10 protein-coding genes are annotated in these 14,717 nt (G+C 45.0%); 6 read left to right on the forward strand and 4 right to left on the reverse strand.

The genetic code is table 11. From position 1 onward, the window contains the following. Window positions 1-166 precede the first annotated feature (166 nt). Together LDO37_RS21180 and LDO37_RS21185 are read left to right on the forward strand one after the other, a co-directional pair. Window positions 167-1,183, forward strand: a complete 1,017-nt coding sequence (locus tag LDO37_RS21180; RefSeq protein ID WP_126607911.1) for a TAXI family TRAP transporter solute-binding subunit — start codon at window positions 167-169, stop codon at window positions 1,181-1,183. Between the two features lie 91 nt (window positions 1,184-1,274). Further along, window positions 1,275-3,392 carry a TRAP transporter permease gene (locus LDO37_RS21185; protein ID WP_126607912.1) on the forward strand — a complete coding sequence of 706 codons (2,118 nt, stop codon included), beginning with the start codon at window positions 1,275-1,277 and terminating at the stop codon, window positions 3,390-3,392. Between the two features lie 53 nt (window positions 3,393-3,445). Here LDO37_RS21185 and LDO37_RS21190 read toward each other — a convergent pair whose 3' ends face one another. Next, complete coding sequence (locus LDO37_RS21190; RefSeq protein ID WP_126607913.1) at window positions 3,446-5,614, reverse strand: ATP-binding protein; 2,169 nt, start codon at window positions 5,612-5,614, stop codon at window positions 3,446-3,448. A 206-nt stretch (window positions 5,615-5,820) separates the two neighbouring features. Here LDO37_RS21190 and lhgO point away from each other — a divergent pair, with 206 nt between their 5' ends. After that, window positions 5,821-7,023, forward strand: coding sequence for an L-2-hydroxyglutarate oxidase (gene lhgO, locus LDO37_RS21195; protein ID WP_126607914.1), 1,203 nt, complete (start codon window positions 5,821-5,823; stop codon window positions 7,021-7,023). Window positions 7,024-7,140: 117 nt separating this feature from the next. Here lhgO and LDO37_RS21200 read toward each other — a convergent pair whose 3' ends face one another. Next, window positions 7,141-9,012 carry a methyl-accepting chemotaxis protein gene (locus LDO37_RS21200; protein ID WP_126607915.1) on the reverse strand — a complete coding sequence of 624 codons (1,872 nt, stop codon included), beginning with the start codon at window positions 9,010-9,012 and terminating at the stop codon, window positions 7,141-7,143. 519 nt (window positions 9,013-9,531) lie between these two features. After that, on the reverse strand, window positions 9,532-10,788 hold the full coding sequence (gene yjeH, locus LDO37_RS21205) for an L-methionine/branched-chain amino acid transporter (protein ID WP_126609084.1): 1,257 nt from the start codon (window positions 10,786-10,788) through the stop codon (window positions 9,532-9,534). A 194-nt stretch (window positions 10,789-10,982) separates the two neighbouring features. On the opposite strand from yjeH, the gene LDO37_RS21210 reads away from it, so the two are divergent. Then, complete coding sequence (locus LDO37_RS21210) at window positions 10,983-11,420, forward strand: Lrp/AsnC family transcriptional regulator (RefSeq protein WP_126609085.1); 438 nt, start codon at window positions 10,983-10,985, stop codon at window positions 11,418-11,420. Window positions 11,421-11,454: 34 nt separating this feature from the next. Here the strand turns inward: LDO37_RS21210 and LDO37_RS21215 are convergent, their stop codons facing one another. Further along, entirely contained in the window at window positions 11,455-12,876 is a 1,422-nt protein-coding gene (locus LDO37_RS21215) for an aminotransferase-like domain-containing protein (protein ID WP_126609086.1), read from the reverse strand. Between the two features lie 96 nt (window positions 12,877-12,972). On the opposite strand from LDO37_RS21215, the gene LDO37_RS21220 reads away from it, so the two are divergent. Together LDO37_RS21220 and LDO37_RS21225 are read left to right on the forward strand one after the other, a co-directional pair. Then, window positions 12,973-13,932: a DMT family transporter gene (locus tag LDO37_RS21220; protein WP_126609087.1), complete on the forward strand. Its 960-nt coding sequence runs from the start codon at window positions 12,973-12,975 to the stop codon at window positions 13,930-13,932. Between the two features lie 41 nt (window positions 13,933-13,973). After that, a complete protein-coding gene (locus LDO37_RS21225; protein WP_126609088.1) occupies window positions 13,974-14,588 on the forward strand; it encodes a LysE family translocator in 615 nt (204 codons plus the stop codon). Window positions 14,589-14,717 lie beyond the last annotated feature (129 nt).

The following is a 14,717-nucleotide window of genomic DNA, read 5'->3' on the forward strand; positions in this document are numbered from 1 at the left end:
TTGCTCATTTAGATAGGGTGTTGAGTTTAATTCTATATAAAACAATAAGTTAAGTTTTGGCGCGTATGTTGCTATAGGGAATGGAAACAACAAACGCTCACAGGATTCAATTAAGCGATCGCGCTTGAAAGAAAAGGTGAGCCAATAACCCTACATGGAGCGTAACATGTTAAAAAACAAAATCGTAAAATCTCTTCTACTCGCCACCACACTTGCGGCTTCGGTTTCTGGTGTCGCATCAGCAGCAGAAAATCGCAGTTACATTTTAGCAACAGCATCGACGGGCGGTACTTACTACCCAGTTGGGGTTGCATTGGCAACACTAAGTAAAATTAAGCTGGAGCCTAAGCATAAATTCGCCCTATCTGCCATCAGTTCAGCAGGGTCGGGTGAAAACGTAAAACTGCTTAGAGAAAACGAGGCACAGTTTGCCATTCTTCAGGGCTTATACGGTGCTTGGGCATGGAATGGCGAAGGCAAAGTGAAACAATCTGGTCCTCAGAAAAATTTACGCTCTGTCACCATGCTTTGGCAAAACGTTGAGCATTTTGTTGTTCGTTCTAAGTTTGCAAAAACGGGAACAGTGAGCGATTTGGCGCAGATGAACGACAAGAAATTCTCTATTGGTAAAAAAAATTCGGGTACGGAAGGATCCGGTCGTCAGATTATGTCTGGCTTAAACGTTGACCCAGATAAATTTAACCTCGCCTATCTGGGCTATGGCGCCAGTGCCGATGCGCTACAAAATGGCGCAATTGATGGTATGAATACCCCTGCTGGTGTACCGGTTAGTGCAGTTACTCGTGCTTATGCCGCGCTTGGTAACCAGATTCAAGTATTGAACTTTACTGACGCTCAAATCAAAGAAGCCAACAATGGATACGAATTGTGGACTCGCTTCGTGATCCCTGCAAACACTTACCCTGGTCAAGACAAAGACATCAATACAATTGCGCAGCCTAACTTCTTAGCGGTTCGTGACGACATTAGCGATGATGATGTTTACATGCTGACTAAAACCATTTACGAGAACCTAACTTTCCTAAATGGTATTCACAAAGCAACCAAAGCGATGGCGATTGAAAAAGCAATTTCTGGTTTACCTGTGCCATTACACCCAGGTGCGGCTCGTTACTACAAAGAGCAAGGTATTACTATTCCATCACATCTTGTTGTTCAGTAACCGATAGCCCAATAACCCTCACTGCACCCGAGCCGAATTCCCCCCGGCTCGGCTCGGGTACAGTTTTTCTGCCGTACCTGAGGAAAATATCATGGAAGAAAAACAAGACGTCGATTTGGCGCAATTTGAGCTGCCTATAAGAACGGATTTTCCGTGGCTAACGACGTTTATCACGGCTGTAGGCATTGTTCTGGCTGGGTTACATATTTGGTTTAATACGTTAGCGACACTGCCGGAACTGTGGGTTTCAGCCACTCACTTTGCCGGGTTTTCCTTAGTGTGCGCTCTGCTTTACCCTGCAAGAAAAAGTTGGAAGAAGAGTCGATTTGCTCTCGCCATTGATATGATTATTGCCGCTGCTGCGGTGTCCTGTTTGATATATATCCCTCTCGCAGAAGACGCTTTGTATGATCGTGGCGTGAAATTCGTTACGTTGGATTGGGTGTTTTCGCTGATGAGCATTGTCATTGTGCTAGAGGTGATTCGACGCACGATCGGCTGGTTCATCCCAGTGCTTATTATCATCTCACTGACTTACGTGGTTTGGTGGGGGCAATGGGTTCCCGGTGTTTTTCACTTTCCAGGGTTGAGTGCAGAAACCTTACTTTATCGCAGTTTTTACAGTTCAGAGGGCATGTTCGGGACGATCTCCAGAATCAGCTGGAGTTACGTATTCATGTTCATTCTCTTTGGCGCATTTCTAGTCCGGTCTGGGGCGGGTGATTTCATTATTGATGTTTCCCGTGCGGTCGCAAACAAAGTGATTGGCGGTCCTGGGTTTGTGGCGGTTATGGGTTCTGGCTTAATGGGATCTGTCTCAGGTTCCAGTGTGGCCAATACAGTTTCAACGGGTGTTATTACCATCCCGCTTATGCAGCGAGCTGGTTTTCCTTCAAGGTTTGCTGCAGGTGTCGAAGCTGCCGCTTCAACGGGTGGGCAGTTGATGCCGCCAGTAATGGGAGCCGGCGCTTTTATCATGGCATCTTACACACAGATTCCTTATGTCGATATCGTGGCAGTGTCCATTGTTCCTGCCATGATCTACTTTCTCTCTGTCGCGTTCTTTGTTCGGATTGAAGCAAAAAGAAGTGGCGTGCACCAAGTAGAAGCGAACAGTGTGCCAGTGCTTAAAGTATTGGCTTCGGGTTGGCACTACCTTATCCCTCTCGTTGTGCTGGTTTACTTACTCGTTTCTGGCTTTACACCAACGTATGCAGCGGGTATCTCTATCATATCGGTCGTTGTATCCTCTTGGCTGTCGCCGAATAAAATGGGCGTTAAGGCTATTTTTGAAGCATTGGCTCAAGGGTCGAGAAACATGGCAACCACTGCTGTGCTTTTAACGGGTATCGGGCTTGTGATTAACGTGATCAGCACAACGGGTGTAGGTAACACGTTCTCGCTAATGATCAATGAATGGGCGAGTGGTTCCCTGATGATTATGTTAGTGCTCATTGCCTTAGCATCATTGATTCTGGGAATGGGTTTACCTGTTACCGCGGCGTATATTGTACTCGGTACCCTGTCGGCTCCTGCTCTTTATAACTTGATCGCTCAAGACCAACTGCTAGAAATGCTGACGTTAGGGCAACTACCAGAGCAAGCAAAAGCTATATTTATGCTGGCAGCGCCTGATCAACTTGCGTTGTTGAATGCACCGATGGCTGTAGAGAAAGCGCAAAGCTTGATTGCATTGGTTCCGGCGGAGTTTTTACCCACGTTACTTGAGCAAGCGATAGGGATAGAGAAAGTGGGCCTAGCCTTACTTGCGGCGCACTTGATTATCTTTTGGTTATCGCAAGACAGCAATGTCACGCCGCCAGTTTGCTTAACCGCGTTTGCAGCCGCAACCATTGCACGAACCCCTCCGATGCGAACGGGTCTTACCGCATGGAAAATTGCAAAAGGGCTGTATATCGTGCCTGTTTTGATGGCCTATACCGCGTTGGTGAGCTGGGATCTTATTTCGGTGATATCGATTGGTGTGTTTTCTGTATTCGGAGTTTATGCACTTATCGCTGCTCTAGAGGGGTATTTGGAATCTCCTTTGAGCTGGTGGTTAAGAGCTGTTGTGGCGGTTCTTGGTGTTGTGATGATGTGGCCAGATGTTCCATTAGTAATACGTGTTGCCGCTGTCGCTGTGTTTATCGGCTTGTTTTATTACAGCTACCAAAATAACAAAGATATAGGGGAGATCGAGACCAGCTAAGTGTGGCTTCATATTTTTTTGGGGCGGAGAGCTATAGCCCTTTCGAGATGAACCTATCTGGCTTTCTTCAAGCTTAATGTAAACGTCATCCCTGATTCGAATACGGGGGTGGCGTTTTTTATTGGTTTTATTGGGCTACTGTTGTTATTTGCCCATACCTTTCCTTGCATTTCCTTCATGCTGTTTGCGGAGATTGCCAAGCCTAGTCCTAGCCCTTGTCCTACCTTTTTACTGGTATAAAAAGGTTCGAATAGGTGCTGTAATGCTTCGTCTGTGGAGCCCGTACCGTTGTCTCGAATGTGTAGCTCTATGGTGTCCTCTAAAACCGTACTCTCTATCTTCAGCATTGGCGCTGCCGATTGGTTCATTGCGTCAACCGCGTTTGAAATAAGATTCCCAATAACCAAAGCAAGGCGGTGTGGTTCCCCTAATGCATCTGGCATAGGGCTCGGCCAACTCACGGTGACTTGAACGGATTTTAGTGTGTCGGCATGCAACCTAAGAACTTCTTCTGTGATAGCCGAAATGGAAAGCGGAACAAGCTCTTGTGAGCGGCTGTAGGAGAACGTTTTAAGTTCACTGGTCATCGTCGCCATTCGGTCAATTAAGCTGTCTACTAATTTCATGTTTGCCTTGAGCAAGTCGGTTTGCTGGCGTTCTATCAGCACACCGCTGCTCGAAAGTAAGGTTCTAATCCCCGTTAAAGGTTGATTGAGCTCGTGTGTAATGGCACTCGACATTCGACCTAGTGCCGCCATTTTGCTGTTTTGAACCAGTTCATCTTGCGCCGCTTCGAGCGCTAAGGTTCTGGCTTTTACGCGTTCTTCCAATTCTAGATTTGCCTTTTGAAGGGCATTTTCAGCCTTCTTACGCTTGCTGATATCAATAAGGGTGGCGAGGTAACCAGATTGCGTACCAAACGTCATGTAAGTCAGTGAGAATAGGGTGGGGAAGCGAGAACCGTCACTACGCTGAGCCATCACTTCGACCGCGCTGAGTTCGGTTATGTCTTTATTTTTTTGCTTCTGAAAACCAGCGTGCTTTGAATGATCCGTGTTCTTTGAAGTATCAATGCGAGTCGATAAATTCTTAAGCATCGACATTACCGTGGTATTGCCCATCATGGTTTCAAATAACTGCCACGCTTCCATATTGGTAGCCAACGGTTCAGACAAACCAAAATACCGTAACGCCATAGGGTTGATATAGGCAACGCGACCTTGTTCTGTCAGCATCATCAAGCCAACATCGGTCTTCGATATTATGGTGCGTAGTTGCCTTTCTGAATCGGAGATCGCTTGTTGCAGCGCCTCTCTTGAGCGGATTTTTTGTCGTCTTTCAATCGTTAACAAGATCACGACCAGTACCAAGAGCATTAAAATCGCCGCTATCAGCATGACGGTGTTGACCGTGTCATCAAGTTCTTTAATTGGGGTCAGATAATGAATATTCCACTTGAGGTCATCTAAGCTTACGCTTTGAACCAAATAAGGTTGGTTTTCAATAGAAACGAGGCTAACTTCTGTCCCGTCGGGCAGTAAAAACGGGGTTAACGGCGGCATTGTGTCTTTGCCTATTTGGCGGTTCAAATCAGATTGAGAGCTCGTGAGGAAAAAGCGTTTTTGGCGATCACTGATCAACACAAACTCATTATTAGCCAACCAAGATTCGGATAATGTTTGAAGGTTTATTCTAGCGACTGCGATCCCAATTAATCCTTGATACCCGTATATAGGAGCGGCGCGGTAGTAGCGCGCTTGCCCTTGAGAAAGGTAGCTCAGAGTAACAACCTCCCCCCCTAATTGCTGCATTAAAGACGTAATTGCCGCGCCGTCGGAGTCTCGCCATTTATAAACTGGGCTGCTACTGGCAACGAAATCGCCATTCGAGTTGAGCAAGTACCATCCGCGGGTTTGAGACGCTTTATCCAATTGAGCGAGGTAGGTTTCAACGGCTTCTCTTTGTGAGAAATCGCCTTCCAATAGTGATCGGCTGGGTTGGTGCTCTGCAATTAAATAGGGCAAAAAATCGTACCGAGCTAGGGTACGGCGGATATCGCCAACATAGATGAGTAATCGGTCTTGACCACTTAGATGTGTGTTGTCTAACAGCCAGCCTTTCGTGGTGTCTCGGATAAACAGTAAAGTTAGGCTCATTGCCAGAATAATTAGAAGAATAACAGGCAGTTTTCGAAACGGATAAGACGGTTTTCTATTCTCCATTACTTTTTGTTCTCCGTCACTTTATGCTCTCAACCATTTTATCTTGTTAGCCACATTATTTACCTAAAAAGTCATCGCACTAAGGCGCATTTTGCCCTTAGTCACTAATTGACATTGAGTTTAGCAAAAGAACTGTCTATGGCGGTCCGTATGTAACAAAATTGTGAGTTATAGCTTTGAGTATCAAGTCTTGGAAGGGGTTTTCTGTGCAATATGATTACGTTGTATTAGGTGGGGGAATTGTGGGGGTGTCAACAGCTTGGCAGCTTCAGCAAAATGAACCTAACGCGCGAATTTTGCTTATCGAAAAGGAAAAGCAACTCGCCATGCACCAGACTGGACACAATAGCGGTGTTATTCATGCTGGGGTGTATTACGCACCGGGCAGTTTAAAGGCTCAGTTTTGTCGCGAGGGTGTGGATGCAACCAAGGCTTTTTGCCTGAAACATGAAATTCCTGTCGAAAACTGCGGCAAACTATTAGTCGCGACAAACTCGGTTGAAGTTAAACGAATGGAAGCGTTGTTCGAGCGATGCCAAGATAACGGTATTGATGTCGAGATGTTATCTCAAGAGCAGCTAAAAGAACGCGAGCCGAACATTACTGGGTTAGGGGCAATCTATGTGTCGACCACCAGTATCGTCAACTACACCAAAGTTTGCATGGCTATGGCGGCTGAGTTTACCGAAATGGGTGGAGAGATCCGATTTAATGCCAACGTTACGCGATTAATTGAGAATACTGAAAGCGTTGAGGTCTGGATGGATGGCGGCGCAGTAGAAGCTCAATTTCTCGTCGCCTGCTGTGGCTTAATGGCGGATCGCGTCGCGAAGCTTATGGGTTTACCTACCGATTTCCAGATTGTCCCGTTTCGCGGCGAGTATTATCGATTAGCAGAAAAACATAACGACGTTGTTAACCACCTAATCTACCCCATCCCTGATCCGGATCTTCCATTTCTCGGTGTACATTTGACTCGGATGATTGATGGCTCTGTCACAGTGGGGCCTAATGCGGTTCAAGGTTGGAAACGGGAAGGGTATGGAGTGCTCAATTTTAGCTTGAAAGACACCGCTGAAATGGTGCGTTTTGAAGGGTTTTGGAAAGTATTGGCAAAGCACTTGAAGACAGGGTTAGAAGAAACCAAAAACTCATGGTGGAAGCCGGGGTACTTGAAGCTGGTTAACAAATACTGCCCTACAATCGAGCTTAATGATTTAGAACCTTATCCGGCTGGCATCCGTGCTCAAGCGGTAATGAAAGACGGGACATTAGTTCATGACTTTTTGTTTGTGGAATCCAAGCGCAGTCTTCATGTCTGCAATGCTCCTTCTCCCGCAGCCACATCTGCTATCCCTATAGGGAACTACATTTGTGAAAAAGTGGCGGAGCTGAAAGCCGAGAAATAAGAGTCAAAAAGCTAATTCGCTAATTAACCAGGAAGCTAAGAAGCTAGGAAGCCAAGAAATTAAGGACAAAAAAATGCCTGACTGTTGAGTCAGGCATTTTTATTTATCAGCGGTGTGTTAGACGATGAATTTGCTCATGACTTCGTCTTGGTCGCGAACGTGTTGAGTTTGCAACGCCATCGCCTCGTTTGCGCCTTCAGCAGCAACCGCTACTTGCGAAGACAAATCACGAATATTGATGGTGTTATTATTGATTTCCTCAGCAACTAAACTTTGCTCTTCTGCCGCAGACGCGATCTGAATGTTCATATCACTGATACGTTGAATGGCACTTCGAATGCGATCAAGCGATTCGTTCGCCTCTTGCGCCTTGGTTACTGTGTCATCAGCCGTTTCTTTACTCTGTCCCATTGCACTTGCTACGGCTGTCGCACCTGATTGAAGTTGTTCAATCATGTTACGAATTTCAGTCGTTGATTCTTGAGTACGTTGAGCCAGTGTTCGAACTTCGTCTGCAACAACGGCAAAACCACGACCGGATTCGCCAGCACGCGCCGCTTCAATTGCAGCATTAAGTGCCAGCAAATTGGTTTGGTCAGCAATGTCGTTTATCACTTCCAAAATGGTTTCGATGTTTGCAGTGGCAGATTCAAGCTGTTTAACTTGTTCAACCGCTTCATCGATTCGGGATGACAAATTACTGATGGCTTGTGTGGTGTATCCGACCACTTTCGTCCCATCTTCTGTCGCGCCGTCTGCATCTTTCGCAGCAGAAGCCGCACCTTGTGCGTTGTTTGCTACATCGGAAGACGTTGTCGCCATTTCATTCATTGCGGTTGCCAGCTGTTCTAGCTCTTGCATCTGAGTCGCCATAGCAGAAGCCGATTCTTGCGCACCAGTCGCTGTTGTCTCTGTCACGTTACGGATCTCGACACTCAACGCTTTCGTTCGCTGGATTCTCTGCTGAAGTGTTTCTGCGAATGTATTAAACCCTGAAGCCAATGCCGCAAATTCTGAATCTGTGTTGGTATCAAGGCGTTTAGTAAGGTCACCCTGACCAGATGCCATGTCTTGAATGGCATCGTTCAAAGAATCGAGCGGACGCATTAACACTTTAATCAAGAATAGTAGGGCAAAAATACTGATGATAAGCGCGATAGCAGTGTAGATGATTGAGCGGTTTTTCAGCTCAGTCACCGCAGAATACGCAATGCTCTCGTCTACCATAACGCCCACATACCAGTTTTCACCAGGGATCTTTGAAAAGTCTGTCGCGTATAGCTGACCGTCTAATTCAATTTCTTGAGTTTGCTCTTGAATAGAAACGTTAGGTAAGAAAGTGTTCATCTGCTTACCGTTTTTATCTACATCTGGGTGTGCGATAATCGTGCCGTCATCCGCAACGATGAAAAGAAAACCTGCGTTAAAAAGCTCTACTTTGTTGACGACATCTGCAAGACCCGCAAGGCTCACGTCATAGAATATTGCACCGGCAAATCGCCCATTTTCTTTCACTGGTACGGCAATGGAAACTAGGATTTCTCCGGTTGCAGAATCGGCATAAGGAGCCGTGATGATCAGTTTTCCGGAATTTTTCGCGTCAATATACCAAGGACGACGTCTTGGATCCCACTCTGAACCTGGGTTCCAGCCTGGATCATTATTCACGTTTGAACCGTCAGCCTCATAACCTAAACCGGCAAGAAGAAAGTTTTGTTTGATACTGGATTGGCTGATGACACTTTGTACGTAGTCTCGATTTTGTAAATCAGTTTGTAGCATATCGGTTGCATACTGCGACAGTTCTTTTTTGCCCTTAATGTCTGCTGCAACCGTATTTCTTACCCCGTCTACGATCTCACTAACACTTTGAGTTACCTGATGTTCAAGCTCAGACTTCATTGAGAAGTACTGTTGAATCGTCAGCAAACTTAAAATGATTAACAGCAATATCGACGAAGCAGCGACGACTTTATGGCTAAATTTCATAGTTTTCCCTCTACAACACCTAAACAACCAAAGATTATTCCCTTGAGTTTAGCTAAAGTGTTTTTATTTTCCGTACTCCCCAGAGATAGCGGAAAGAATATTATTATTAGTGAAGGCGACTGAATTACATTTATATCAGCAGCAATTAGAGTATGACGTAAAAATGTAAAGATTTCTTACATAAAATTGACTTTATTTTGTGATTTTAAGTCGATTAATTGATTAATTCGCGAGTCGAAAATTCATTATTTCCTTTTCAGCTCTCTGAGTTAAGCCTGGAGTTCACTGAATCTCTTGATTTTTGGGGACTTTTGAAATTTTTCATGTCAAGTGTATTCGGAGTTTTGTATCGTATGATTTCAATTTACTGTGAAATTAAATGCTATGAGATCATGAAAAAATATGAGTGTTAATAAGTTCTAAGTAGAGCATTATTGATGAAATAATGCTCTGTAGGTTAGCGGTATTCATTAAAGGTCGGCGGGTTACAAATAATACTTATTTGGGCTATGCAAGCGCTTAACTAAATACTGGCGGCTCTTTGCGTTTTCTTGCATTTGGTATTTGTAGCAAAGTAAAAATTATAATGGCGTAAAGCATTGCCCACCCTAAGCAAGCAAATACCAACACACATAACACCAAAGATAGCCACGCCAAACCTTTCGACAAACCAGAGAGCAACTTCACGGCCGATAGCATTGCAAGAAGATAGATTAGGACAAATATGCCATTAGCCAGTTTAACAAACATCTCTAAATCCAGACCAACAACTCGACCAAAAAGCAGCGATAGAAGCAAGGTAACACTGATAACGTACGTTGCATTTGCAGGTACACCTCTGGCAGAAACTTTGGCTAGTTTTCCTTCTGGCTTGTACTGGCGAGCTTGACTCCAAAGCATGCGCGATAGGCTTTGAAGGTAAAGGTTAACGCTGGCAAAACAAGCTAGAAACGCCACGATGCTAATAACAATACGGCTGCTTTCACCAAACAAGTGGGCTGTAATCCACGGTATTGCACCTGTTTCCATTTCTACTGTGCCATAGGCTTGGAATTTCAACACAACAACGGAACACGCCCAATAGGTTAGCCCTGCGACAAAGCATCCTAAAATGATGGCGATAGGAAAATCTCTCTCAGGGTTCTTAAACTCTTCTCCCATGTGTGCAAAAGCTTCAATACCCACAAAACACCAAAACATAACAGCGAGTGCAGAGCCAACAGAAACCCATTCAACGGAAGAGAAAGAAGGCATGGTGAGGTCGGAAGGTTGAACCTCACCTTGCCAAAAAAACAGGATGATCAAAGTGAACAGGCAAAGCGCAATCAGTGTTTGAAGCTGAGAAGAAGATTTGCTGCCCAATAGGTTTACACCTAACAAGAGTGCGACGGTGAAGCACTCTGCGACAAATTGAGAATCTCCTATCTCTGGCAGCCAAGGTTTTGCAAAACTGGCAGCGAGAGCGACGGCTGCGGGAACACCAACCGGGATGACCGACAAAAATAACCAAGCGACACTTCGCTCTAGTTTGGCGTTGAAAGCCAGCTTAACAAAGTGCGCGGTTCCGCCAGCATTTGGGTAACGGCGACCCAGCATGGCAAAAGTTAAAGCGATAGGGCAGATAGCCGCAAATAATATAACCCAAGACCAAAGAGATGACTTTTCAGCAATGCCTGCCGTAATGGCTGGGATCATAAACAGACCAGTACCAAGCAATGTGGTGGAGAGCTGTCCTATGCCCGAGATAAGGGTGATTTCTTTTTTGAGTTCTTGCACTGTTTCGTCCATGAAAATGAATTGGTATAGAGTGTCTAAACTTGACTTAATTCCAGACTATATTTTTTAAGCTCAATATACATCTGGCAAAATGACGAAACACTCCGTTAAAATGACACTTTTAACAGACACTTTGTATCGGTAGCTCAATTCCTAACCGTTTAAAGCAATCAAATAATAATAAAGGGAAGCAATTGGATAAATTTGATAAGGAAATCCTGTCGATTTTGGCGCAAGACGGTAGGCGCTCAGTCAGTGATATTGCGCGTGAGGTGAACCTGTCTCGTAGTGCTGTTACGTCCAGAATGAAGAAGTTAGAAGACGATGGTGTCATCTTAGGATACCAAGTAAAAGTCGCCGCGCCGGATGCGTCGCTGAACGCGTATATTGCACTTTACTTCGATACATCTAGAGCAGAGCACAGTTGCGATACATATGGCGCGAAAGTGGCGGATATTCCGGAAGTTAAATGGGCACACGCCATCAGCGGTGAAACCGACATGATGGTGTTTATTGAAGCGCCAAGCATGAAACGTTTGAATGAAATTCGTGACGAACTTCAGGCGTTACCTCACTTGAAGCATCTCATTACGCATACCGTATTAACGGAATTTTTCAACCGCCGCTTTTAATACGATGTGTATTTCCTACAGCGGCGTGGAATAGCTAGGTTTTTAGCAGGCTTGCAGTCAAATTGGCGAACTCAGCTAATCCATCTTGCCAGCTTTTATTGGGTTTAAATCTTGCAAAACTTAGCCTAACGCAATGGTCATATTGTTTCGTCGTCGTAAACAGTGAACCGGGAAATAGGCTTATTTTTCGTTCTAAGCGTGTTTGATAGAGCAAGTCGCAATCCAATGCCTTTGGGAATTCAATCCACACAATATAACTGCCATTAGACACGCTCATTGAATACTGATTTTTAAGGCAATCATGAGAGTCCAGTGCTTGCGTTAACCAAGGAATAAATAGCTTTTGTTTTTTGGCGTAATGCCGACGAATTTTCATCAGGTGCTGGCGGTATTTTCCTGTCGATAAAAACTCACCAATGGCTGCCTGCATTAAATTCAACGATCCCATGTTATCACTGAGTAAACGCTTTTCGATAACGGCTCTGTGTTTACCTGCGACAATCCAGCCTAGCCTCAAACGTGAATCCAACGTCTTAGATAAAGAACTGCAATATACGACCCGATCTTTGGTATCCAGTGCCATAAGGGATGGCAAGTGCGTGTCGAAGTACAATTCGCCAAAGACATCATCTTCAACGATAGGAAGCTCCCCTGTGACGTCAAGAAGCCGCTTTCTTGCTTCCAAAGGCATCACTGAGTTGGTGGGGTTGTTAAAGCTTGGCGTGACGAGCAGTGTTTTTATGTCCCACTCCTTTTGAGCGGTGATCACCGCATCAATATCAATCCCTGTTACTGGGTGGCTTGGGATCTCGATGACTTTTAAGCCCAGCGATTCCATTAAAAGTAAATTACCAAAATAACAGGGAGACTCAACGGCGACGATATCCCCTTTGGAAGTTAAGGCTTGCAAGCATAAGCTAATGGCTTGCTGCGCCCCATGAGTCACTAAGATATCCGTTTGCGAGCAATTGATTTCGTTGTCTAAACAAAGCTTCCTTAGCTGATCAACGAGCTTGTCATTGCCTGGGGGGAGTTGGTAGTGACAAGGAATATGAGCTTGATAGCGGCTTTGACGACCTATCTCCGCGTAAAGTGAGCGAATGGCAGGGAAGTCAATATCAGGGTGTGCACAGCCCGCTGGCATTAAGTGATCACCAAGTGGCGTTTTTAAAATGGACTTGGTTTTAGACAGCAAGTCGACGTAACCGGGTGCTTCAATATGGGCATTTAATGAGGGCTCTAATTCTCCACGAACTCGGTATCCAGAGCGCGCTTCGGCATACAAAGTTCTGGCTGCCTCTAGTTCTTGGTATGCACGAATTACGGTATTTCGTGATACCGAGAGCTCCATACTGAGCGTTCGAATAGACGGGACTTTTTCCCCTGTTATCCATCGATTTTTAGCGATCTGAGTATGCACATACTCAATAACGTCTTGATACTTTTTACTGCCCATTTATCGCCTTACTCAATCTGTACCCATTAAGTTAGGTTTAACTGTACCTTTTTTGAATATCTGTATCCAATAAAGTAAGAATAAAAGGAGAAAGTCATGCCATTAAGTCTTATACCGTGGATATTTGTTGTGTTGTGGGCATCAGGTTTTGTTGGTTCTAAATTGGGATTACAGTTTACTGACCCAGCCACTTTGTTAACCATTAGAACGGCATTGAACGTTTTAGTGTTAGGTGTACTAGTGGTCGTGCTTAAGCGGAAAACGCTTAGCCCAAGAAAGACATTCCACGCTTGTATTTCAGGGCTCATGATTCATGGCATGTACCTTGGTGGCACCTATTCGGCTATTAAGCTAGGAATGCCAGCCAGCTTGAGCGCATTATTAGTAGGGCTACAACCCATCCTTACAGCGGTCACTTTGGTTGCGGTCGGAACTACCTATTTACGCTGGCGTCAGTGGCTTGGCTTAGCGTTAGGCTTAGTTGGTATCTTTTTGGTATTGCATGGAAAAATGGAATGGGAAGATACGGCCAACAAAGGGTGGGCGTTTCTCTCTATTTCCATCGCTTTGGTTGGAATAACTTTTGGAACGCTTTATCAAAAGAAATTTTGTAACGGGACAGACTTAGTGACCTGCGTGACTTGGCAATATCTTGCGGCGCTGGTTGTGTTCGCTATTGCTGCTTATGCCTTTGAACCGCTGGTTATTCACTGGACTCCAACATTTATCGCCACCCTTGCGTGGTTAGTTATTGTACTTTCTGTATTGGCGGTATTGTTGCTGCTCTATATGGTGGAGCATGGTGAGTCAGAAAAAGTGGCGTCCGTATTCTATTTAGTTCCCCCTGTCACTGCTGTGCAGGCTTGGCTTTTGTTTGACGAGCGTTTTGATTTCATCGGTGCTCTCGGGTTTGGCTTCGCTGCGTTGGCTGTTTACTTGGTGGGCTTGAAAAAACCGACTCGTTTAAGCAAATCGATCAGCTTAAGAAGAAAGTCGAATGATCACAAAAACGTATCAACTCAACAAGAAGACTTGCAAGTGAACAGCGCTAAGTGAGAGAGTGACGCTGTAATTCAGATAACACAAAAGGATGAACAATGACATTAAGCGTTTGGCTCTCTTTATTCGCTATTTGTTTACTGGGTGCTATGTCTCCTGGACCAAGTTTGGTCACGGTGTCTAAGCATACATTAGCGGGTGGACGTAAGAATGGTCTTGCGGCGGCGTGGGCTCACGCGTTTGGTATTGGGATCTATGCGCTTGTCACGATCATTGGGCTGGCGGTTGTTTTACAGCAGTCTCCTATCTTATTCAAAACCATCAGTTATTTAGGGGCGGCGTATCTCGCTTACCTCGGGTTTAATGCTTTGCGTTCTAAAGGTGGGGTCGCAGCTCGTTTGGAAGCTGGCGAGCGTGTTTCTGTTTTCTCTTCCGCACGGGAAGGTTTTTTGATTTCGATTCTTAGCCCCAAAATAGCCCTTTTCTTTATCGCTCTGTTTAGCCAGTTTGTTGCGTTAGGGAACGAGTTGATGAATCAAGTGGTGATTGTAGCAACTCCGCTTATTGTGGACGGGTTATGGTATACACTTATTACCTTGTTGCTTTCCATGCCGCTTGTTATTGATAAAATTCGCGAGAAAGCGGTACTCATCGATCGTATATCTGGCGTTATATTGATTGGACTAGCTATACGCGTTGTGTGGGTCGTTTAGGCTCACACTTTTGTTTCTACTCACTGGCAGATTATTCTTTCAATTGCGTTAAAATCCCCCTCTTAATCTTCTCAAATCTCGGCACTATCGAGCTTTCAGCCGTATGCCAAAATTTAACCACTTTCTCCT

Source organism: Vibrio penaeicida, assembly GCF_019977755.1.
Taxonomy (GTDB): Bacteria; Pseudomonadota; Gammaproteobacteria; order Enterobacterales; family Vibrionaceae; genus Vibrio; species Vibrio penaeicida.

Bases quoted from the DNA above. Each gene is read 5' to 3' on its own strand.
- LDO37_RS21180 (WP_126607911.1), top strand. From the start codon at position 167: ATGTTAAAAAACAAAATCGTAAAATCTCTTCTACTCGCCACCACACTT.
- LDO37_RS21185 (WP_126607912.1), top strand. From the start codon at position 1,275: ATGGAAGAAAAACAAGACGTCGATTTGGCGCAATTTGAGCTGCCTATA.
- LDO37_RS21190 (WP_126607913.1), bottom strand. From the start codon at position 5,614: ATGGAGAATAGAAAACCGTCTTATCCGTTTCGAAAACTGCCTGTTATT.
- LDO37_RS21200 (WP_126607915.1), bottom strand. From the start codon at position 9,012: ATGAAATTTAGCCATAAAGTCGTCGCTGCTTCGTCGATATTGCTGTTA.
- LDO37_RS21215 (WP_126609086.1), bottom strand. From the start codon at position 12,876: ATGGGCAGTAAAAAGTATCAAGACGTTATTGAGTATGTGCATACTCAG.
- LDO37_RS21220 (WP_126609087.1), top strand. From the start codon at position 12,973: ATGCCATTAAGTCTTATACCGTGGATATTTGTTGTGTTGTGGGCATCA.
- LDO37_RS21225 (WP_126609088.1), top strand. From the start codon at position 13,974: ATGACATTAAGCGTTTGGCTCTCTTTATTCGCTATTTGTTTACTGGGT.